The 19,796-nt window shown below is 67.4% G+C and carries 20 protein-coding genes and 2 pseudogenes; 10 read left to right on the top strand and 12 right to left on the bottom strand.

The genetic code is table 11. The features are described from left to right. The first annotated feature begins 39 nt into the window (after positions 1–39). Entirely contained in the window at positions 40–1,008 is a 969-nt protein-coding gene (locus tag AB0M48_RS12430) for a TauD/TfdA family dioxygenase (RefSeq protein ID WP_363839695.1), read from the top strand. Positions 1,009–1,891: 883 nt separating this feature from the next. Continuing rightward, the gene (locus tag AB0M48_RS12435; protein WP_363839698.1) at positions 1,892–3,124 is read left to right on the top strand and encodes an MFS transporter; all 1,233 of its coding nucleotides are present in this window, start codon (positions 1,892–1,894) and stop codon (positions 3,122–3,124) included. Here the strand turns inward: AB0M48_RS12435 and AB0M48_RS12440 are convergent. Then, positions 3,073–3,240, bottom strand: a complete 168-nt coding sequence (locus tag AB0M48_RS12440) for a hypothetical protein (RefSeq protein WP_363839701.1) — start codon at positions 3,238–3,240, stop codon at positions 3,073–3,075. The two genes, AB0M48_RS12435 and AB0M48_RS12440, sit on opposite strands and share 52 nt — an antisense overlap. Between AB0M48_RS12440 and AB0M48_RS12445 the strand changes: the two genes are divergently transcribed. The 3 genes and pseudogenes from AB0M48_RS12445 to AB0M48_RS12455 form a co-directional block, all read left to right on the top strand. Next, positions 3,233–3,415, top strand: a complete 183-nt coding sequence (locus AB0M48_RS12445; RefSeq protein ID WP_363839704.1) for a hypothetical protein — start codon at positions 3,233–3,235, stop codon at positions 3,413–3,415. The two genes, AB0M48_RS12440 and AB0M48_RS12445, sit on opposite strands and share 8 nt — an antisense overlap. Before the next feature lie 157 nt (positions 3,416–3,572). Next, positions 3,573–3,878 carry a hypothetical protein gene (locus tag AB0M48_RS12450; RefSeq protein WP_363839707.1) on the top strand — a complete coding sequence of 102 codons (306 nt, stop codon included), beginning with the start codon at positions 3,573–3,575 and terminating at the stop codon, positions 3,876–3,878. A gap of 154 nt (positions 3,879–4,032) precedes the next feature. Continuing rightward, positions 4,033–4,287, top strand: a pseudogene (locus AB0M48_RS12455) (cupin); the annotation flags it as partial. A gap of 854 nt (positions 4,288–5,141) precedes the next feature. Here the strand turns inward: AB0M48_RS12455 and AB0M48_RS12460 are convergent. The 4 genes and pseudogenes from AB0M48_RS12460 to AB0M48_RS12475 all read right to left on the bottom strand — a co-directional run. Next, positions 5,142–5,294 (bottom strand): annotated as a pseudogene (locus tag AB0M48_RS12460) (catechol 1,2-dioxygenase); the annotation flags it as partial. Between the two features lie 30 nt (positions 5,295–5,324). Beyond that, entirely contained in the window at positions 5,325–6,425 is a 1,101-nt protein-coding gene (locus tag AB0M48_RS12465) for a ThiF family adenylyltransferase (RefSeq protein WP_363839709.1), read from the bottom strand. 239 nt (positions 6,426–6,664) lie between these two features. Beyond that, positions 6,665–7,048, bottom strand: coding sequence for a hypothetical protein (locus AB0M48_RS12470; RefSeq protein ID WP_363839712.1), 384 nt, complete (start codon positions 7,046–7,048; stop codon positions 6,665–6,667). Beyond that, positions 7,045–7,320: a multiubiquitin domain-containing protein gene (locus AB0M48_RS12475; protein WP_363839715.1), complete on the bottom strand. Its 276-nt coding sequence runs from the start codon at positions 7,318–7,320 to the stop codon at positions 7,045–7,047. Before AB0M48_RS12475 ends, AB0M48_RS12470 begins: the two co-directional genes overlap by 4 nt. Positions 7,321–7,483: 163 nt before the next feature. On the opposite strand from AB0M48_RS12475, the gene AB0M48_RS12480 reads away from it, so the two are divergent. The 5 genes from AB0M48_RS12480 to AB0M48_RS12500 all read left to right on the top strand — a co-directional run bounded on the left by AB0M48_RS12480 (position 7,484) and on the right by AB0M48_RS12500 (position 13,139). Further along, complete coding sequence (locus AB0M48_RS12480; protein ID WP_363839718.1) at positions 7,484–7,870, top strand: helix-turn-helix domain-containing protein; 387 nt, start codon at positions 7,484–7,486, stop codon at positions 7,868–7,870. A 3-nt stretch (positions 7,871–7,873) separates the two neighbouring features. After that, positions 7,874–8,437, top strand: a complete 564-nt coding sequence (locus AB0M48_RS12485) for an ImmA/IrrE family metallo-endopeptidase (protein ID WP_363839721.1) — start codon at positions 7,874–7,876, stop codon at positions 8,435–8,437. Positions 8,438–9,688: 1,251 nt separating this feature from the next. Further along, entirely contained in the window at positions 9,689–10,465 is a 777-nt protein-coding gene (locus tag AB0M48_RS12490) for a GAF and ANTAR domain-containing protein (RefSeq protein WP_363839724.1), read from the top strand. A gap of 421 nt (positions 10,466–10,886) precedes the next feature. After that, complete coding sequence (locus AB0M48_RS12495; protein ID WP_363839727.1) at positions 10,887–11,519, top strand: GAF and ANTAR domain-containing protein; 633 nt, start codon at positions 10,887–10,889, stop codon at positions 11,517–11,519. Positions 11,520–12,116: 597 nt separating this feature from the next. Next, on the top strand, positions 12,117–13,139 hold the full coding sequence (locus tag AB0M48_RS12500; RefSeq protein ID WP_363839730.1) for a glycosyltransferase family 4 protein: 1,023 nt from the start codon (positions 12,117–12,119) through the stop codon (positions 13,137–13,139). A 438-nt stretch (positions 13,140–13,577) separates the two neighbouring features. On the opposite strand, the gene AB0M48_RS12505 is transcribed toward AB0M48_RS12500, so the two are convergent. The 7 genes from AB0M48_RS12505 to AB0M48_RS12535 form a co-directional block, all read right to left on the bottom strand. Beyond that, the gene (locus tag AB0M48_RS12505; RefSeq protein ID WP_363839733.1) at positions 13,578–14,444 is read right to left on the bottom strand and encodes a class III extradiol ring-cleavage dioxygenase; all 867 of its coding nucleotides are present in this window, start codon (positions 14,442–14,444) and stop codon (positions 13,578–13,580) included. Between the two features lie 624 nt (positions 14,445–15,068). Then, positions 15,069–15,968 (bottom strand): NADP-dependent oxidoreductase, encoded by a 900-nt coding sequence (locus tag AB0M48_RS12510; protein ID WP_363839736.1) that lies wholly within the window; start codon positions 15,966–15,968, stop codon positions 15,069–15,071. A 360-nt stretch (positions 15,969–16,328) separates the two neighbouring features. After that, entirely contained in the window at positions 16,329–16,820 is a 492-nt protein-coding gene (locus AB0M48_RS12515; RefSeq protein ID WP_363839739.1) for a MarR family transcriptional regulator, read from the bottom strand. A 55-nt stretch (positions 16,821–16,875) separates the two neighbouring features. Next, positions 16,876–17,340 carry a DUF6069 family protein gene (locus tag AB0M48_RS12520; RefSeq protein WP_363839742.1) on the bottom strand — a complete coding sequence of 155 codons (465 nt, stop codon included), beginning with the start codon at positions 17,338–17,340 and terminating at the stop codon, positions 16,876–16,878. A 60-nt stretch (positions 17,341–17,400) separates the two neighbouring features. Next, positions 17,401–18,255: an SDR family oxidoreductase gene (locus AB0M48_RS12525; RefSeq protein WP_363839745.1), complete on the bottom strand. Its 855-nt coding sequence runs from the start codon at positions 18,253–18,255 to the stop codon at positions 17,401–17,403. A gap of 69 nt (positions 18,256–18,324) precedes the next feature. Beyond that, positions 18,325–19,275 carry an NADP-dependent oxidoreductase gene (locus AB0M48_RS12530; RefSeq protein ID WP_363839748.1) on the bottom strand — a complete coding sequence of 317 codons (951 nt, stop codon included), beginning with the start codon at positions 19,273–19,275 and terminating at the stop codon, positions 18,325–18,327. Positions 19,276–19,327: 52 nt separating this feature from the next. Next, positions 19,328–19,702: a DoxX family protein gene (locus tag AB0M48_RS12535; protein ID WP_363839751.1), complete on the bottom strand. Its 375-nt coding sequence runs from the start codon at positions 19,700–19,702 to the stop codon at positions 19,328–19,330. Positions 19,703–19,796: the final 94 nt, after the last annotated feature.

Here is a 19,796-nt window from a genome sequence, read left to right on the forward strand (position 1 = left end):
CGTTGATCAGTTTGCCTGCGTGAAGGTGAAGGAACAAGAATGTCCGTAATTGAGTCGGATTTGCTGTCTGGCGATTTCCAGTCAATGTTCCGCGATGCTGTCGGCCGGTTGGTTTCGGACGGCGCGTCCGGCCAGACAGTGATGTCCAAGACCGAATGGCAGTTGGATCCGGGCCTGAGCGCGGCCGTGAAGGAGATCGTTTCACTGCGCCCAGAGGATCGGGGCTTTCGGGTGGTGCCGGGCCTCTTGAGCGGGCTTGGCGATCCTGGGCGCACGCCACCGCGCTGGTCCGAGGTCGAAGCAACGCAGGCTGCGGCCCATGATGTGGCTCTCGTCCTTGTCGCCTCCGCTCTGGGGCGACCCTTCGGGTGGCCGGGGCAGCAGGATGGTCGACTGGTGCACAACATCCTGCCCAGCCCGGAGAGCGCTGAACTGCAGGTCGGCGCCAGCAGCGTGGTCTCCCTGGCCTGGCACACGGAGGACGCGTTCCATTCAGAACGGGCGGATGTACTACTGCTCGCGTGCCTGCGAAATCCTGATTCCGTGGGCACCCGACTTGCGTCAGTTCGCGACATCGCGCTCAGTTCGACCGAGTTGGAGTGCCTCCAACAGCCGCTCGCGGTTATCGATCCGGACGATTCTTACGGGATCGACGGGCGCGACGGTGCGTCCGATGTCGGGATGTCGACCGTCTGGTCCCGAGCCGATGGACTGTGCGTGCGCTACGATCCTTTCTACACGCGCTTCCTTGAGGAGGAGCCGACGTTCCTCGATGCCTACGACAAACTCGCCCAGAGTTTCGAAGACTGCAGTTTCAGCGTGAACCTTCGACCGGGTGATCTGCTGGTCGTCGACAACGACGTTTTGGTTCACGGTCGAGTAGCTTTCCAGCCTCGCTATGACGGAACGGATCGCTGGTTGAAGCGAGTCCTCGTTCGAGCGCCTCGGCTGCGTCCTTCCCGAGAGCAGACTGAGCATGGTTACGGGCAGACGCCGTTGTTGTTCTGACCACGTCAGCCAACTGCTCGGCGTCCATGGTCGTTGACGGTTGAGCGTCACCAGGTCCCCGATCAACTCCGGCGGGTTGCCGTCGGGTACGGGCCCATGACATCGCGTGAGTTCACCAGGGGAGCAGGGCTCGTGTGTGGGTGCCTGACAGGAACTTCGGTGCCGCTGGGAACTGGCTCGGTGAGCAGCTTGTGCAGTCGGTTGACTGTGCGAGCGCAGGCCCGACCGAGTTCGTCGCGGCGGGTGTCGAACACCCTGCTTGATCGCGAGCTCGGTGAGAATGCCGAGGACCGGTTCGCTGTCGGCGACCAAGCGACGGCGAGGTGCCTGACCACGCCGTCGCCGACCCGACCGCCCGCAATCGGTCGGGTCGGCGACGGCCTTCCTCGACGATCCACTGGTAGCCGTCGTTGTCCGTGCCGAAGCGCACTCGGTCGGCGGGCAGCCGCAATGAGGCAGTGACTCGCCGGATGCCTGGAACGAGTCGATCTGCACGTCGTGGCGCGTGGCAGGCTGTTGATAGCGCCGTCCTGGTGATCGACCCGGTCCGGGTCTGGTGGGTTCCGGCGCATGAGCCGGACATCGGCGGATGTACGGAGATCCCGTCGGACCTGTGCCGGGGTGAGTCGTTGTGGCAGAACGGTTTTCTCCCCAGGGATGACGCAAGTCCACGACCATGCCGCGTGCCGAGCGCGGTTGGGTATGGGCGGCCGGCAGCAGCCAGGTCCACCGATCGGCCGCGTCGGGATCGCGTGGTCCCGCGGCGACCCAGCCGGTCACTGCAAGCCTGGAAACCAGGCTGATCCAGTCTCCAACGAACCCGGTACTTGACAGCGGAAGGGGTGTTGTTTTGTTGGGGCGGGCGTTGATCGATGTTGCGCCGTTGAAGGCTCCGGTTTTTCTGCGGTTGTTCGTCGGGCGGGTGTTCTCCGGTATCGGCAGTCAGATGACGCTCGTCGCGGTGATGTTCCAGGTTTGGTCCATGACCGGTAGCACGGTGTGGACCGGCGCTGTGGGGTTGGCGACGGCGTTGCCGATCATCGTGTTCGGGTTGTTCGCCGGGTCGTTGGTGGATCGGGTTGATCGGCGGCGTTTTTACCTGATCACGGTTGCCGGGCAGGCGTTCTGCGGTGTTCTGCTCGCCGTGCAGGGGTTTGTGGGGCACCTGCCCGTGGGTGGGGTGTTGGCGCTGGTTGCGCTCCAAGCCTGTTTCGCCGCCGGTGGTGGGCCCGCGTCGCGGACGTTCATCCCTCGGTTGTTGCCCAAGGAGCAGCTCGCGGCCGGGTTGGCGTTGAACCGGATCGGGGTCCAGGGGGCGATGTTGCTCGGACCCGCGCTCGGTGGGGTCCTGGTGGCGTGGGTGGGGGTTGGTGGGTGCTACCTGGTTGACGTGGTGACGTTCGGTGTGGCGTTCTACGGGGCTTTCCGGTTGCCGCCGATGGTGCCGGAAGGGGAGTTGTCGCGGCCGGGGGTTCGTGGTGTCGTGGACGGGTTGGCGTACCTGGTTCGGGAACCCGTGGTGCGCGGGGCGTTGTTGACCGATCTTGCCGCGATGGTGCTGTCCATGCCGGTCAGCGTCTTCCCGCTGGTGAACGCGGAGTGGTTCGGCGAGGATCCGCGGACGTTCGGGTTGTTCCTCACCGCCATCGCGGTGGGTGGCGTGGTGGCGTCGGTCTTCTCCGGCACGTTCACCCGGCTCGCGCGACCGGGGGTGGTGATGGTCGCCGGGGCGCTGGGGTGGGGCGTGTCGGTGGCGTTGTTCGGGATGTCCACCAATCCCTGGGTGGGGTTGGGTTTCCTGGTGCTGGCGGGGGCGGCGGACACCGTTTCCGTGGTGTCGCGCGGGGCGTTGGTGCAGATGCACACGCCCGACTCGATGTTGGGACGGGTGGCCGCCGCCGAGCAGATCGTCGCGCAGGCCGGACCCGACGTGGGCAACATGCGCGGCGGCCTGGTAGCCGGTGCGACGTCGGGTCCCATTTCGCTGGTGAGCGGTGGGCTGCTGTGCGTGGTCGCGGTCGCGGTGGTCGGGGCCACCACTCCGGGGTTGCGGCGGGCTTCCCTTCAGAAGCCGGTGCAGCTGCGGTCGACGAGCGGGCCCGCCGCGCCGGGGTAGCGGGCCGGGTCCAGCAGGTTGTCCAGGTCCACGTCGACCAGTTCCGGCAGCTCGCGCGGGACCGCTCCGAGCGTCCTGCCCTCGGCCAGCGCGGTGAAGGACGCCTTGGTGAGCAAGTACTTCGACCTGGCCTTGCCGAGCACGAGGGGCGACGGCCAGGCGCTCGGCCACGATGGCACCACAGGTGAACTCGACGTCGGCTCGCATCCGGTTGGTGTCGACCTCCAGCCCCTCGGCCAGTTCCACGGCGGTGAAGCCGCCGTCGCCGGTCAGGCGCAGGGCTTCTCGTAGGACCTGCCACTCGGCGTGCCACGCGCCCGCTGGGCGTTCGTCCTCGGCGATCTCCTCGCGGAACAGGGTTTGCACGTCGACGGCGAACTTGCCCAGCGCGCCGGTCCCGAAGCTGAGCACCGCGCCCAGGTCGGCTTGGCCGCGAACGGAACTCGGGGTGGAGGTACCACTGCGCGCCGGGCTGGAGAGCAGGACGGAGCCGGACGACGGGGTGCTGACGATCACGGCCCACACCGGGATGCGATGGGGTGAGCTGGGGCCGCCCAAGACTCCTTCCAGCGCGCGCACAGTGCACCTGCCGCCGTTCCTGGCCGACGAGCCGGTCGCCCACCGCGAGCGGAACTGGGAGTCGCGGTTCGTGTTCCCCAGTGCTCGGGATGCGTTGCGGCGGCGGTCGAACTCCCGGCGGCGGGCGCGGCTGCCCGCGAAGGCCGGCAACCCGAAGCTGGGTGGAGGCCGCTGAACCAGGAGTTGCACTTCCACGATCTGCGGCACACGCACGAGACGTGGCTGATCGTGGTTGAGGTGCCGCGGGTGGTGCGGCTGGCCCGGCTGGGGCACAAGCGCAAGGAGAGCGTGAGCAGTGCTGAGTCTCAGCAGCAGTCGCTGAGACGCCGGTGCGGCTGCGGGCCGTGACCGCGGGTGATCATCCACCCGTGACACCTGCCATCGAGGACCTCTACCGCGGCTTCGAACGCGAGCTGCTGGTTCCACTGAGGGCGGAGATCGGGGACCTCATGCCGCCACACCCGTGCTCGAAGGCGGTGCCGCACCTGTGGCACTGGTCGCGGCTGCGCGAACTCGCCACCCAAGCGGGACAGCTGGTGCCAGTGGGGCGCGGAGGCGAGCGACGCGCCATCGCGCTGGCGAACCAATGCGTCCGGTCCCCTGATTTCCGCACACGTGTTCGAAGCCTGCCGCGCTCTGCATGGGCTGGCCGTGGGAGGATGATGGGAGTAAATTGGGAGAAGGCAAGGTGTGGCAATAGGATCTAGCTGCACTCAAGTGCACCCAACTGCACCGCCACGACCTGGCGGTTCCGTGTTTCCGCAGGTTAATCCATCATCCGATCTACCCTGGGGGTCAAGGGGTCGCAGGTTCAAATCCTGTCGTCCCGACGGTCTGAATCAGCCCGCTGATTCTGGGTGAAAGCCCAGGTCAGCGGGTTTTTTCATGCGCTCTTTTCGATCTTGTGATGACTGTCCACAGTGGTCTGTACTGGCCGGTAACCCGGTGTTTGGGAGGATTTTGGGAGAATCCGTTTCCGCGGGGCGAAATGGGGTCGCGTTGGCTAAAGCGAATCGTGCCCTCCGTTCGGGTGTTCTTCCTGCCGTGATCGGCATGTGTAGCGGCGTATCTAATCGGCTCTGTTTGGCGATCTCATCGATGGTGCCCGCTGGCACCCGATGCGCCGGGATGTGTTAGCGCCTGAAGTAGTTGGGATCTCGGTGCGCACGCCGCGCAGGATGTGCTCGAAGTAGGGGCGGGGTCTTGTGTCGTCCGAGGAAGGACCGCCGTGCGGACAGCGTTCGAGAGGTTCGATGTCGTCGCGTTCTTCTCCGACGTCTGCGAGTTGAATCCTGTGGACGCCTGGACGCTGGAGTTCGGTGAGGAACTTCCGATTGAGGCCGGCGTCGGCCGTAACCGGCACGCTGCTGCTCGCCGTCACCCTCGTCGTGGCCATGCTGATGGCATAGGTGACTGAGCGGGCGCGGAAATCTGCACGTGCGGGCGCGCGCCAGATGTGCCAGCCCGCTGCGACGCCTGGATTCCTGCACGAGCCGTCGGTTGGGATCTGGTACGGCGCGTGCTGGATGGTGTCGGTCTCGAACCTGCCGTCCGCGTCAGTGGTGAAGCTGACGTGTAGGTCCCACCCCACCCCGCCAGGTCGGGGCCGTCGTCGGCGTGATCAGTGGTCTCCGCGTCCGAGTTGACCGCCAGGGCCGCAAGCCGGACATGTCGGATCTTGGCGCGACTCGACGAGGTCACGTTCGCGGCTCCTCGGGCGGTGAAGCGAGGCTGCGGTGTCGGTGCTGTTCTCGTGCAGCGCGGTGACGGCGAGCGTGAAGTGGTTGACGGCCTCGGCGACCGCTAGCGAGTTGAGGGCGATCACGCTGGGAACGGGCACCTCGTCGACGTAGCGAGCGAGCCGGCGTTCCTCGGCGTTGTGCATGTCGATGGCCAGGTTGGTCGGGTTGATCAGGCCGTCGCACCACAGGCATGTCTTGCCTGGGACGAGAAGACGCGTGACCGCGTGAATTTGGCCGACGGTGCCGTCGGTGTTCACGGGGACCTTGACGCCGGCCTGGGTGGCCGGGATGAGGTAGCGGTGAACGGCCTCGTTGACCCAGTGTCGCGCCGAGTCGGTGTCGGCGGCGAGGAAGATCCAGTCGCAACCTGCGACTGCCTGGCGCGCGTCCGGGTGCTCGACGCGCTGCGGGATCACGTCGATCATGATTTTCGGGTTTGCCCGGCGAGCGTTGCGTTCGGCCAGTTCGGTCTTCGGTTTGCCCACGTCCGACTGCTCGGCCGCGATGAGGCGGGGCAGGTTGGTCTCCTCAGCCTTGTCGTCCTCGATGAGGACCAGGCGCCCGACGCCTAGGCGGGCCAGGAATTCGACGGCCATGCTGCCGACGCCGCCCAGTCCTACAACAGCGACTTGAAGGCGTCGAAGGGTTTGCTGTCCTTGGTCGCCGAAGAGCCGGGCTTGTCGGTCGTGGCCGTGGTCCGCAGCTGCGGCCGGAGCAGGACGCGGCCGCAGTCGGATGACGTTGTTGTCTGGAATGACGACCTCAGCCAGCTCCACCCGCTCGCCATCGGGCGGCCAGAGGTCTCCGGCGGCCGCCTGTGGGGTGAAGACGACGGCGCCGACGATCTGGCCCGTGATCTGTCGCAATGCGGGGTAGCCGCGTTCGTGGCTGGCGAGGTCTACCGGGGAGAACCCGACGGTGGTCGTTCCGTAGTGGTTGTGCACCGCGAGGTAGGCGAGCTGCTCGTCGGCGGCGCGCACCGCCGCGTCGCGGACGAACTCGGGCGACAACGCCCGGTACCCGTAGGTGCCGGGCACGTAGTCGTGGTCGTCGCGCGCGAGGAGAAGCTCCCTGCCGAGAAGGCGGGGTCCGCGCGGTCCGTTGGCGATGCCGGCGAAAATCACTGCGCCGTGCTCGTCGCCGTCTGTGAAGAGGTGCTGCTCGAGCTCGGCCCAGAGGCGTGGGGGGAGTGTCAGGCCCCAGCCCTCGGCTGGTGGATTTACCTGGTGGCGAACCATGTGATCACCCTCTCTGCCTTGAGGACGGCGTTGTCGAAGCCGTTGCGGTGGTTCGATCTGCGAGACAGCTGAAGGGCGGGACGGTTGCGCCACTCCATGGTCTGGACGCCTTCGCCGTGTGCCCCGCCGTCGGAGCGGGCGACTCTGCCGCAGTAGAAGGGGTAGATGTCGCTGTGCGGGCAGGCGGCGTCGATCTGGAAGCCGAGCCAGGTGGTCTGCGGCGTGTACCTGGATCCGAAGTCCACGTTGTCGATGACGACGATCGCGCCGCCGGCGCCGTCCGCGGTGACCTCGACCGAGTGATCGGCGAAGTGTGCGCGGACGGCGGCGACGGCCTCGGCGACCGCCGGGGTCAGGGCCGTCACGAGTTGTCGTCGGGAGCGACGGCGATGAACTCCTGCCCCTTGTGGACAGCGATCGTGTCGTCGTCGCCGACGACCTCGTAGCGCTGGCCCCGCTTCACCGAGAGCTGGAAGTCGACTTCGACCGCGGCTCCCTGGGTCTTGGCGGCCTGCTTGATCTCGAGACCGGTCATCCGGTGCTCGGTGAGCGTCACCGCTTGCCTGTTGACGGTGACCTGGAACTTGGCCGGACGGTCGTCAGCCTCGCGATTCGTGTGTTCGGTGGTGGTGGACATCGGTGTCCCCCTCCTGATTGTCGTAGTAGCCGGGATGCTCCAGACGAGTGTCCCGACTTGCTTCCAGTGTTCGACATGTCGAACACTCATGTCGAACGGTATCACAAGTGCTCGACTTGTCGAGCAGTGGTAGAAATGCGACACGGACCAGTGAGGGGTGTGCATGGCACGAATGACGGTCGACGTGGCTCGCCTACACGCGGCGTTGGACGCCGCGCGGGAGAGCAAGGACATGTCCTGGCGGCAGCTGGCCAAGGAGCTCGGGGTGAGCCCTTCGACGATGTCGCGGCTGGCGAACGAGGACGCGAAGCCCGACGTGAACGCGTTCGCCGCGATGGTGACGTGGCTGGGAGTACCCGCCGAGAAGTTCATGGTGGACGAGGACGACCGGCCCGCGAGGACCGACGAGGAGCCGCCACTGCTTGCGGAGCTGGCGCCGCTGCTGCGGGCACGAAGTGATCTGAAGAAGGAAGACGTGGAGCACCTCGAGGACCTCATCGGCTCCGCGGTGCGGAGGTTCGCCACGGAACGGGCCGCGAAGAAGGGCTGACACATGACCTGCCGCTGGACCCAGGCGAAGATGCGGGAGGTGGCCGACGAGGAGCGGGCTGAACTCGGCCTGACCTGGGACCAGCCACTGGATCCGTACCGGCTGGCGGAGGCCCACGGGATCCCCGTCTACGCGATCGACGAACTGCTGGACTGCGAGCACGCCGTTCGTCACTTCACCACGACGCGGACATCCGCCTGGTCGGCTGCCCTGGTGCCGGTCGGGCAGCGACGGCTGATCATCGAGAACACCTCCCACGCGCCCGTCCGACGGCGGTCCAGCATCGCCCACGAACTCGGCCACTTCCTACTCGAGCACCCCTTCGACGAGGTCCTGCTGACCGAGAAGGGATGCCGCCGGTTCGACCCGGGCAGGGAAAAGCAGGCGACGTTCGTGTCCGGCGAGCTGCTCGTGCCGTGGAAAGGTGCCATCCAGGCCGCCTTTGACGACATGACCAACGCACAGGTCGCCCAGACGTACGGGGTGAGCGAGCAGTTCGCGCAGATGCGGATGTCCGGCGCCCGCGTGGCGGCCCGCAACATGCGGGCCAAGCGGGGCGCCAGATAGGCGGCGCGAGGCCAGCGTAGAAGGTGGCGCGGGGGCTGCCCAGTGTGCGGCGTGGAGACAAGGCGCAATATCGCGGCGTGGTGCACCATCTGGGTGGGCGGAGTGGTGGTGCCCGCTGATGAACGCCGGTGATGCACCGCTGCGAACCAACCTGGCAGTGTGAGGGTCAGGGGTTCGAGTCCCCTCAGCTCCACAATTGGATACAGCATGAGAATCGCCCGCTGACCTGCGTAACAGGTTCGGCGGGCGATCTTGTTTTCCTGTCCCAAGTGGACGGTGGTATCGCTAACTGGAGCAAAACTGGAGCACGGCCCCGAACCTGGCGAAATAGGGTCACGTAGCTGCTCCAGAATCGGTCATCCGGTCGGGTGGTTGCCCACAAGACTTTGGTTCGCCTGCTGACGTGTCGGCGGTGGCGTCCGGTATGTCGACCATGCTGCGCACGATGCAGGCGGGGCACCGCGTGTTCATGGGCTGGCGCGTGCGTGATGGCGGCGGCCGGACCGCTGCCGTCTGTCGGGTCGTGCGGGTTCCGGACTGAACGAGGCGCTGCCGTTCGGTCATCACGCTGCGGTAGGTAGAAGTCGTGCCCGAAGTTGGCGGCTGGCTTGTTCCCATCCTTGTGGTGCCCTCGGCGGGAGTACCAAAGGATGGGAACGGGTCTGACCAGCTGTTTTATAGCGGCAGCCTGGTGGTGGAGTCGTCGTTCGGCCTATCTGTGCCTGAGTAGCGGCCTGGGGACGGGTTGCTCGGACCCGTCCTCATCTCGGCGTTCCTGTGAAGGCAAGTAACTGCGGGACTGCCTCAACTAGCCAGGAAGGTGGAAGTTGCGGGTGGAAGTTCCCAACCGGAGAGCTCTTGTGGAAACCACTCGGGCTGCGGCCCATTAGTTGAGGATCAACGAGGCAGTGGACGGCCGTGCGGGGCCGGTGGTTCGAGGCCAGTGGAGCGGCTGGGGTGCTCTGCGGATGGTTCCGGGATGGGTAGGTGATCGACTGTCAGGCAGTGCGGAATCCCTTCGGGTGAGGTGGTGACGCAAAGGCTGAGAGAGGCTTGGAAGCGGGCGAGCCGATAGCGCGCATCAGGGCGGGTACGAGTGCGCGTTTATGCGCGTCGTAGCCGAGGTCCAGGGGTAACTGGCGGGTAGGCTTCACAGCGCATGGCGGTCCCGGATCGGCGCTCGGTCCGCGTAGCGCGCTTTGGTCAGCGTCCCGAGGCGATACAAACCGCCGACGGCCGAGCTTGGGCAGGGTGGATTCCCGCATGACGACTGGCAACGGGCAGGACGCGGACGGCTGGGATCGGCAGGAGACGTCGTCCGGTCATGCCGTCGGATACGACGAGGTGAACGACCTGGCGCTGCAGTTGGGCGACCTGGCACGCTATCTGCAGGGGCAGGACAGCGTGGAGGACACGCTGCGCGGGATTGTGTACGCGGCTGTCGGCACGGTGCCGGGTGCGCAGTACGCCGGGGTGTCAGTGGTCGAGGGCCGCAAGACGATGAGCACGCCCGCCGGCTCCGACGATCTGGTCTTCAAGGTGGATCAGGCGCAGGTCGACTTCCACGAGGGGCCGTGCGTCGACGCGCTGTATGAGCACCGCACTGCGCGGCTGCCGGACATGGCCGCGGAGCAGCGCTGGCCGCGTTTCGCCGCTCGTGCCGTCGAACTGGGTGTGGGCAGCATGTTGTCGTTCCAGCTCTACGTCACCGGTGACGACCTGGGTGCCCTGAATCTGTACTCCCGAGACGCCGATGCCTTCACCGAGGAGTCTGAGCAGGTGGGGCTGTTGTTCGCCACGCACGCCGCGGTGGCGATGGCCGACGCGCAGAAGATGGCGCAAATGTCGCGGGCGGTAGGTACCCGTGATCTGATCGGTCAGGCCAAGGGCATCCTCATGGAACGGCACAAGATCAACGGAAATCAAGCCTTCGCCGTGCTCACGCGGGCCAGCCAGCACACCAACACGAAACTGGTCGAGGTGGCCGAATACCTGGTGCGCAGCGGCGAACTCCCCAAGACCCGATAGGACCGGGTCACCTCAGGTAGCCGAAGCGCAGCAGCCGCGGAGGTCAACACCGCCTGATTCTCACCCGTTCAACGTCGAAGTGTCACGCGAGCACGCTCCCGATGCCCTGGGGCGAACCAGGGCTGGTGCTCAGCGCCGGGGAACCATGCCGCAGCCTTGACCACAGCGGTGGAGCCCTGGTTGCGTGGCCTGCATACACCGCTCAAGTGACGATCGGGCGGAGCACGCCCGTACCCCTCTGCCGACCTGCGCAGGTGCCGTCGGCTGGTCGTGAGCGCGCTAGGGTTGATCTGGTGGTAGCGAGCCGAGCGCGGAGGGTGTCGTGGAGCAGAACCGGCGTGCTCGGCTCCACCAGCTGCTCATTGCCGATCGGTGTCGTGACTCGGGCTCCATCGTGGCGCTCGTCTGCGCGCGATGTGTGATGGAACTGTCGGTCACCGGCGCCGGTGCCACCGTGCTCAGCCACCTCCACAACGGTTCCGACGGCGCGACCCACCCGAGTCGGGGCTTGGTCCACGCGACGAACCCGACCAGCGCCGCGCTGGAAGACCTCCAACTCACCGTCGGTGAAGGACCGTGCCTGGACGCGTTCGCTTCCGGTGGGCCAGTGCTGGTGGCCGATCTGACCGCCGAAGGTGCGCACTGGCCCGCGTTCACCCCTGGCGCGTTGGCGCTGGGCGTCGAGGCGGTGTTCTCGTTCCCGTTGCAGATCGGTGTGATGCGGTTGGGGTCGCTGGAGTTCCACCGCGATGTGCCCGGTCCGCTGTCGCGCAACGAGATGAGCGACGCGCAGATCCTGACCGACATGGCCACACAAGGCATCGCCGACGAACTCGCCGGACGCGACACCGCTGATGTGAGCTGGCTGCTCGACCCACACGTCGAGGTGCACCAGGCCACAGGCATGGTGCAGGTGCAGCTCGCGGTGAACGCCGAGACGGCGTTGATGCGGTTGCGCGGGTATGCCTTCACCCATGACCTGCCGCTGGCCGAAGTCGCTCATCAGGTCGTCTCGCGCACACTTCGCTTCACGCAAGAGGAGGGTCGGTCATGACGCGTGCTGCGGAAAGGTCGTCACGATGAGCACCGCAGGAGACCAGCGGCTGTTCGACGAGACCTCCGAGTCTCCGCTGGAAGATCCGCGTTGCAAGTCCAACCGATGAGCTGTCGCCAGGATGCACAACCACGTGCGAGACCTGATTGCACAGAAGGCGCTCACTAGCAGCACCGCGCCGGGTCACATCATCGAAGCGCTCGACAAGGTCGATACGACGCACACATCGGCAAAGTGTTGGTCACGCACGCGGGTCGCCGATGCTAAGCCCAGTGCCGGGCACCGGCAACATCAATACAGCAAAGCGCAGCATGAATGCGCAACAACGCATGGACAATGCGTAGGCAGGTCCCGTGCATCACGAGGGACCACACTCAGCATTGCCCGTCACTTCGGCATCTGCACTGGCGCCGTCAATATTTCGAGGTCGCGGATCCCGCCTACGCGAATCTACCCGTCGGGTGGCGGATGCCGAGCTTCTTCCCCTTCGATGCGCTCAAGGTTTAGTTCCGTGCAACAACGGGTAAACAAATCGCACTAACGGGTTGAGGATGCAGCTCGGATCGGTTCGCTGTGCTCGTCGAAGGAGCCTTTCCGGTGAAGATTGCGATGGTTTCTCTCGACGCCAGTCCTGTGAACGCCGTCATCGGCTCGCGTGGAGGTCATGTCGCCGCGTTGGCCGGCGCACTTTCCCGGCATCAGCACGAGGTGACCGTGTACACGGGCAACTTGGATCTCGCCGCGCCAGAGCACACGACCATGAACGGGTTCGCGGTCACGCACCTTCCCCCGACCGCCGCGGCGTTCGCGGACAAGCTCGCCGCGCAGTGGCAGCGGGAGAGGCCTGATGTCGTGCATGCGCAATCGTGGGCATCCGGGCTGGTGAGCGCGATGAGTGCACGCTACGCCCAGGTGCCCTTGGTGCAGACTGTGGACGAACCGGACGGGAAGACCGTTCAGTCTCGTTCGGTTGAGCGAGCGCTTTGCCGTGCTGCAAGCCGGATCGTCGTCACCAGCGAGCGCCGAGCCGCTGCGTTGATCAGAGCCGGTGCGCGGAGGGCGCAGGTGTACGTGGTTCCGCCGGGTGTGGACACCGAACTGTTCCAGCCGGACAGTTCGGGTAGGTCCCGCTCGCTGCCACACCGCGTGGTGTGGCTGGGTAAACCGTTGTCGTTCAACGACGTTGACGTCTCCAGCGTGGTTCCGAACACCGAGTTCGCGACCATAGGCGGCACTGCTCGGTTGTTGTCGGAGCAGGATCGTGCGGCACTTCTGCGGTCTGCTGATGTCGCGGTGTGCGCGGGCTCATCTGCTGAGCAAGAAGCTCTGACGTTGCAGGCGATGTCGTGCGGTGTCCCGGTCATCGCGCTCGTACCTGACGGTCCGAGTGACATGGTGGTGCACGGCATCACTGGTCTGCACGTGCCGCAGGGCAGCGTGGCTGGGTTTTTCCGCACGCTGCGCGCGCTGGTGGCTGACTCGACGAAACAGGACCTGCTCGGCATGAGCGCCCGCGACCGGGCGTGCGTGCGGTACTCGTGGGGTCGCGTCGCCAGAGACTTGGTCCAGGCATACGACCAGGCGATCGGTTCGCGCCGCAACGACGCGGCATTGCAGTAACCGGTTCTATCTCGCGTGTGATGTCATTGATGCGCCAACTCCAGCGCGATTCCGGTGACATCAGCAGCTGGGCGAACTAGTTGCCGCAACCGCGACTTCTCGCTCTACCCGATCGGCTCGAACTTCGGCCGCGGCCCTGCCCTGCAACCGCGGGCCACAGTTCAGTCCCTGGCCAGCGGTGGGGGACCCTGCCGCTCAGGGGCCGATGGCGCCCGTGGTCCAGCTCCGTTCACACGACCTTGCCAGCGGGTTCGGTGGTGTATCCCCAGTCAAAGGCCAGTGCCGTGATGAGCAGCCTGCCGCGGCCCGCGAGTGTCGTCGATGCGGGAACTTCCGAGCACCGGCGGGTCGGTCGCGGTGTCGGTGACCTCCGGCGAGTGGCCTGTGGCTCCGAACACTGCGATGGTCACGGGTGTCGCTGTCTCCGGTGTGCGGAGTTCAGGCGAACTGCAGTGAGCGGATGGAGTTGCCCATCGTGATGCGCTCGATGGGAGTGGTGATGCCGGTGCCGGGCTCGTTGCCTGCGCCCACGGCCAGCAGCAGGGGCACGAAGTGGTCGGCGGTCGGGTGGGCGATCCGGGCGCCGGGTCCCTTGCGCTCGTAGTCCATGAGGGCGTCGACGTCGCCGCGGCTCACGGTCTCGCTGACCCAGGCGTCGAACTCGCGGTTGTGGGTGACCAGGTCGGGGCTCCGCATGACGGCGAAGCTGTGGGTCATGAAACCGGAGCCGACGACGAGATAGCCCTCCTCGCGCAGGCCGCGAAGCCGCAGTCCGAGCTTGAGCAGCGCTTCGGGGTCGAGGCTGGGCATGCTGACCTGGACGACCGGGACGTCGGCTGCGGGGAACATCGCCATCAGCGGGATGAAGGCGCCGTGGTCGAGTCCGCGGTCGGCGTACTGGTGCATGGGGGTGCCGTCAGCGAGTGCGCCCACGACGCGATTGCCGAGCTCGGTGGCGTCGGGGGTCGCGTACTGCAGCGTGTAGTAACGCGGGTGGAAGCCACCGAAGTCGTAGTACAGGGGCGTCCCGGCGGTGGTGGCGGAGATGGCGAGGGGGGCGTTCTCCCAGTGCGCGGAGACCATCACGATGCCGCGCGGCCTGGGCAGGGTCTGGCCCCAGTCGAACAGGTCGCGCAGCCACTCGGGGTCGTCGAGGGTCGGGGGCGCTCCGTGGCTCACGAAGAGCGAGGGGAGTGGCCCGTCGGAGGGTTGCCAGTCGCGTCGCTCGCGGGCCAGGGGCAGCACCTCGGCGAGGAGGTCGTCGTAGGCGCCGGCCGGTCGGGCCGGGTTGAAGATGTCGTTCATGGTGGTGCTCCTCAAAGTAACTTGAAGCTTCAATTAAGCGCGATGCTCACTTGAACCGTCAAGTGACTGCGTTTGTTTCTCGTTGCCTGGCACAAGGGCGCGTGAAGTGGCTCACATCAGAGGAGCGTGATGTGTGGCCGTCGTTCGCCGCGATGATGACGAAGTTCCCGGCGGCGCTCGACGGCCGACCCCGGACCGGTCCATGTAGATGACCGACATGTCGCCGGGGTACGACGCCTGCTCATCGACGACCTGACGGCAAGCGAGCTCGCCACACTCGTCAAGGCGGGGGAGAAGGTCCTGCGCAAGATCGACGACGGTCGCTGCCCGGCGAAAGCGCCGAGCGAGCAGTGAAGTCAGCTCAGCACGAGCGCTGGCGTGCAAGCACTGTTGCTGGAACAGACGCTGCCGTCGCACGACGCAGCACGGAGTCTCACCAGTTCGTGAGCGTTCCGGCGGCTCCAGGGAGTCCTCGACGAGTGCTGGATCCGGAAGCTGTTGCCTTGTGGCTGGCCGGCGAACAGGTGATACCGCCAGCGCGCCCGGATCGGGTGTGGAGGGGACCGGTCACGAACGGATGTTGCTGGCCCGGGCGAGTGCTCGGGCCAGGAGTGTGGTGTGCGGTCAGAGGGTGATGATGACCTTGCCCTGGGTGTGGCCGCCCTGGACGTGTGCGTGTGCGTCGGTGGCCTTTTCCAGCGGGTAGGTGGCCTGCACGCGTGGGGTGTAGGCGCCGGTCGCCCCGAGGCGGGATGCAGCGGCGAGGTTCGCGGTGGCGTTGGCGTTGCCCGCGACGAGCGTGACGCCCAGGGCGCCGGCACCGAAGTCGGCCACTGTGGCGACGCGCGAGGAGTCACCGACGAGGGCGACGATGTCGGCCAGCGATCCGGAGCCTGCTGTGTCCAGTGCGGCGTCGACGCCGTCCGGGGCGACTGCGGTGACCCGCTCGGCCAGGCCCTCGCCGTAGGTGACGGGGGTGGCGCCCAGGTCGCGCAGGAATTCGTGGTTGGCCTCGCTCGCGGTGCCGATCACCGTGGCGCCTCGGGCGACGGCGATCTGCACGGCGGTGGAACCGACGCCGCCGGCGGCGCCCTCGATGAGCACGGTCTTGCCGGAGATGTCACCGAGGGCGTCGAGACCCCCGATGGCAGTGGTGGAGACCAGGCCTGCCGCGGCGGCCTGCTCCACTGTCCAGGCATCGGGTGCGGGCGCCCAGGCGGCGAGGACCGCGTACTCGGCGGCCGTGCCCTGTGCCAGGCCGAACACGCGGTCGCCGGCCTTGACGCCATCGACGCCTTCACCGATCTCGTCGACGACACCGGTCGCGTCGCTGCCGGGGATCGCGGGGAAGGTGGTCGGCATCATCTCGGCCAGGTAGCCGGCGCGGGTCTTCCAGTCGATCGGGTTCACGCTCGTGGCCTGGACCTTGATCCGGATCTGTCCTGGTCCGGCGTGGGGTTCGGGGGTGTCTTCGACGGTGAGGACGTTCGGGTCGCCGTACTGGTGGAAGCGGACTGCGCGCATGGTGAACATGCCTTTCCGTGAGGGTGGATCGCGGAAGTCAGTTGGTGGAGGTGTAGTGGCCGGAAGCGGCCCACGCCACGACGAGCAGAACCACATCTGCGCCGGACATGGGAGTCCCGTTCCGGGCGCGGGTGATCGCGGTGCTGACTGGCGCCAGAATCAGGCCGAGAGCGGCCAGTGGCGCCACGATCAGGTCGTGAGCGGCTCGAGGAGCATGGCCCGAGTGCGCCCAGCCCGATCTCGCAGACGGCCATCGCGACGCCGTGAGCTGCCATTTTTCGATCTTCTCACCGTGACTCGGCAGCGGCATTTTGGCGAGATCGCCCGGCGCATCGGGGGCGGAGTCGGCATTGCTGCCGGTCAGGTGCCGAGCATCGGTGGGCAGGTGCGCTGGGGGTTGATGGCGTCGTTGACCCGGCGGCTGATCTCGCGCAGGTGCCGGGCCTGCGTTTTGGTCAGGGGGTCGATGAGCAGGCGGCGCACCTCCGCGACGTGGCCTGGTGCGGTGGCCACGACCTTGTCCCAGCCGTCGTCGGTCAGGGTGGCGAGGGTGAACCGGCCGTCCGCGGGGTCGGGGGTGCGGGTGAGCCAGCCCTTGCCTTCCAGGCGCTTGGCGGTGTGGGAGAGGCGGGACAGGGATGCTTCGGCGAAGCCGGCCAGGTCGCTCATCCGCAGGGTGCGCTCGGGTGACATGGACAGACCGGCGAGGACTTGGTATTCGAAGTGGGAGATGCCGGCGTCGCGCTGCAGTTGGGCGTCCAGAGCGGCGGGGAGGCTGACCGTCATGCTGATCATGGCGAGCCAGGTCTGTTGTTCCTCGTCGTCCAGCCAGCGGGGCTCGTCGGTGCTCATTCCCGCAGGATAATTTGACGGTTCAACTCCGGCTGCGGCTGTTGCGTTCATGGGATCAGCTTCGGGCCGTGGTGTGCAGGGGCAGGGCGCGCAGGTAGGTGGCGACGGCCACCGCGGCGACGGCCACGTGCATGACCAGCAGCCCGATGATCCCGGCGGTGTCGGCGTGCGGGGTGTAGTCGCTGACGAACATGAGCAGGTCGGGCACGAAGGACACGACCAGCACGACGGGAACCAGCCAGGACAGCACGGCGCGCGGGTCGGTGGCCCGGCGGCGGATCACCGCCCAGCCCGCCGCGCCCACGAGGAGGCCCAGGACGGTGAACGTGATGAACGCTCCGGGCTGCAGAGGCTGGAACTCGCTGGAGGCGCCGGCGGCGCGGGCGGCGAAGGCGATCAGCGCGTTGGCGATGCTCGCGACCACGATGCCGGCGAGCAGCAGCCCGGCGACGGCAGCCCGGCCGGGCTTCGACCGCACGGCAGGCGCTGAGGAGGTGGCCGAGGACGACTGGGTGGACATGTGACGCTCCTGGGGTGACGGGTCGCTGTTTCGTTCGGGGGTGGGCGGTGGTGCGGTTGTTCAGTTGCCGAGGGCGTCGGCGAGGGTCGTGCGCAGTGCGGTGGTGGGGCGGCCGATGAGCCGGGCCAGGTCGCCGGTGGTGCGGGCCAGCTGGCCGTCGGCGATGCTCGAGTCGATCGACACCAGCATCTGCACGACCGTCTCGGGCAGACCGGCTTCGGTCAGCGCCGCGGTGTGGGCCTCGGTGGACAGGTCCTGGTGGGTGACGGGGGTGGCGGCGAGCGCGGTCACGTCGGCGGCGAGGTCGTCCATGGACCAGGCGGTGTCGCCGGTCAGTTCGTAGACGCTGTCGGCGTGGCCGTCTTCGGTGAGCACCACGGCCGCCGCGGCGGCGTAGTCGGCGCGAGAGGCCGCGGCGACGCGGCCGTCGTGAGTGCTGCTGATGATGGCCCCGGTCGCGGCGGCCTGCTGGGCAGCCGGGATGTAGTTCTCGTTGTACCAGCCGTTGCGCAGCAGGCTGTAGGTCAGGCCGCTGGCCTTGATCGCTTCCTCGGTGACCTTGTGCTCGGGGGCGACGGGCAGCGTGGAGGTGTCGGCGTGCAGGACGCTGGTGTAGGCCAGGAAGGAGACTCCGGCGTCCGTGGCGGCGTCGATGACGGCCTGGTGCTGCGGGATGCGGCGGCCGACCTCGCTGCCGGAGATCAGCAGCACCTTGTCGGCACCCTCGAACGCGGTCTTGAGAGTGTCCGGGCGGTCGTAGTCGGCCTCGCGGACCTGGACACCGCGCTCGGCGAGGTCGCCGGCCTTCTCGGGTGAGCGGACGGCCGCGATGACCTGATCGGCGGGAACACGGGTGAGCAGGTCTTGCACGACGAGGCGGCCGAGCTGGCCGGTGGCGCCGGTGACGACGATCATCGGTGGGTCCTTTCGCTGAGCTGGGCAGGCCGTCCACTTCGGACAGCGAGGGTGATGTGATCGCGGGCGTCAGTCGGCGATGTTGACGATGATCTTGCCGCGCGCGGCACCCGAGGCGATGGTCGCGAGGCCGTCGCCGGCCTGCTCCAGCGGCAGGACCTGCGTGATGTCGACCTTGAGGGTGCCCTCGGCGGCCTGCGCGGCCAGCGGTTCGAGGACCTCTCGCACCGGGGCGGCCATGATGTTGCTGCCGGTCAGCCCGGCCTCGGCGAGGACCTGCTCGTCGGCGGCGTTGAGGGTGCTGGCGACCTTGCCGCCCTTGCGGACCGCGCCCAAGGCCAGTGCGTCGGGGCTGTAGGAGACCAGGTCGATGAGACCGTCGACGCCGTCGGGGTAGGAGGCGGCGACCTGCTCGGCGAGCGGGGTGTCCGACGTGTGGTCCACGACCGTCGTGGCGCCCAGGCTGGTGAGCCGGTCGGCGTCGGCGGCGGTCCCGGTGGCCACGACGGTGGCGCCGCGGGCGGCGAGCAGTTGAACGGCGTAGGAGCCCACGCCGCCGGTGGCACCGGTCACCAGGACGACCTGTCCGGGCTGCACGTCGAGGGCCTGCACCGAGTCGAACGCGGCGGCACCGGCGAGCGGCAGCGCCGCGGCCTGGTCGAAGCCCAGCCCGGCCGGCTTGGCCGCCACCGCGGCGGCCGGGAGCAGCGCGTACTCGGCGATGGTGCCGGCCTGCACGGGCGGGGCGAGCAGGACGTGGCCGAAGACCTCGTCGCCCACCGCCACGTGGTCGACGCCGGCGCCGACCGCCTCGACCACTCCGGCCGCGTCGCGGCCGACCACCAGCGGGTAGGCGTGCGGGAGCATCGCGGCCATCATGCCGGTGGCCAGGCCGTTGTCGATGGCGTTGAGGGCGGCGCTCTTCACCCGGACCAGGACCGTGCCGTCGGTGACCTCCGGGACGGGCAGGTCGGAGACGACGGGCTGGGCACCGGACTCGGGGACGTTGAATGCGCGCATGACGGTCTCCACAAATTCGTGACGTTGATTGACGTGGCGTGTCGGAACGGGATCAGAAGGCGTAGGGGCCGAACCGGCCCCAGGCCACGACGGCCGCCAGGAGCAGCAGGACGACGTTGACGCCGATCATCTGGTTTTCCTTGCGCCGGGCGTGCACGATCGCCGCGCCGAGCATGGTGACCGCTAGGCCGGTAGCTGCCAGCGCGGTCAGGACCGGGGCGATGCCCAGGGCCGCGGGCAGGATCAAACCGATCGCACCCAGCACCTCCACGGCGCCGATGCCCTTCACCGCGCCGGCGGAGAAGTCGCCCGTCCAGGCCATGCCCGATGCGGCCAGCTTCTCCTTCGGCTGGGCCAGCTTCATCGCGCCGGCGAGCAGGAACGCGACGGCCAGGACGCTAGCGATGATCCACAGGGTGACGTTCACGGTGCCGACCTTCCAGATGACTTGACGTTTCAACTAACTGTAGGTCGTATGACTTGAAGCGTCAACTAATCGGTGCCTTAGATCACTTGAGGGT

The sequence above is a fragment of the Lentzea sp. NPDC051208 genome (assembly GCF_040682435.1).
In the GTDB taxonomy this organism is placed as follows: domain Bacteria; phylum Actinomycetota; class Actinomycetes; order Mycobacteriales; family Pseudonocardiaceae; genus Lentzea; species Lentzea kristufekii.

Bases quoted from the DNA above. Each gene is read 5' to 3' on its own strand.
- AB0M48_RS12505 (WP_363839733.1), bottom strand. From the start codon at position 14,444: ATGAACGACATCTTCAACCCGGCCCGACCGGCCGGCGCCTACGACGAC.
- AB0M48_RS12515 (WP_363839739.1), bottom strand. From the start codon at position 16,820: ATGAGCACCGACGAGCCCCGCTGGCTGGACGACGAGGAACAACAGACC.
- AB0M48_RS12475 (WP_363839715.1), bottom strand. From the start codon at position 7,320: ATGTCCACCACCACCGAACACACGAATCGCGAGGCTGACGACCGTCCG.
- AB0M48_RS12480 (WP_363839718.1), top strand. From the start codon at position 7,484: ATGGCACGAATGACGGTCGACGTGGCTCGCCTACACGCGGCGTTGGAC.
- AB0M48_RS12485 (WP_363839721.1), top strand. From the start codon at position 7,874: ATGACCTGCCGCTGGACCCAGGCGAAGATGCGGGAGGTGGCCGACGAG.
- AB0M48_RS12525 (WP_363839745.1), bottom strand. From the start codon at position 18,255: ATGATCGTCGTCACCGGCGCCACCGGCCAGCTCGGCCGCCTCGTCGTG.
- AB0M48_RS12430 (WP_363839695.1), top strand. From the start codon at position 40: ATGTCCGTAATTGAGTCGGATTTGCTGTCTGGCGATTTCCAGTCAATG.
- AB0M48_RS12510 (WP_363839736.1), bottom strand. From the start codon at position 15,968: ATGCGCGCAGTCCGCTTCCACCAGTACGGCGACCCGAACGTCCTCACC.
- AB0M48_RS12530 (WP_363839748.1), bottom strand. From the start codon at position 19,275: ATGCGCGCATTCAACGTCCCCGAGTCCGGTGCCCAGCCCGTCGTCTCC.
- AB0M48_RS12495 (WP_363839727.1), top strand. From the start codon at position 10,887: ATGGAACTGTCGGTCACCGGCGCCGGTGCCACCGTGCTCAGCCACCTC.
- AB0M48_RS12520 (WP_363839742.1), bottom strand. From the start codon at position 17,340: ATGTCCACCCAGTCGTCCTCGGCCACCTCCTCAGCGCCTGCCGTGCGG.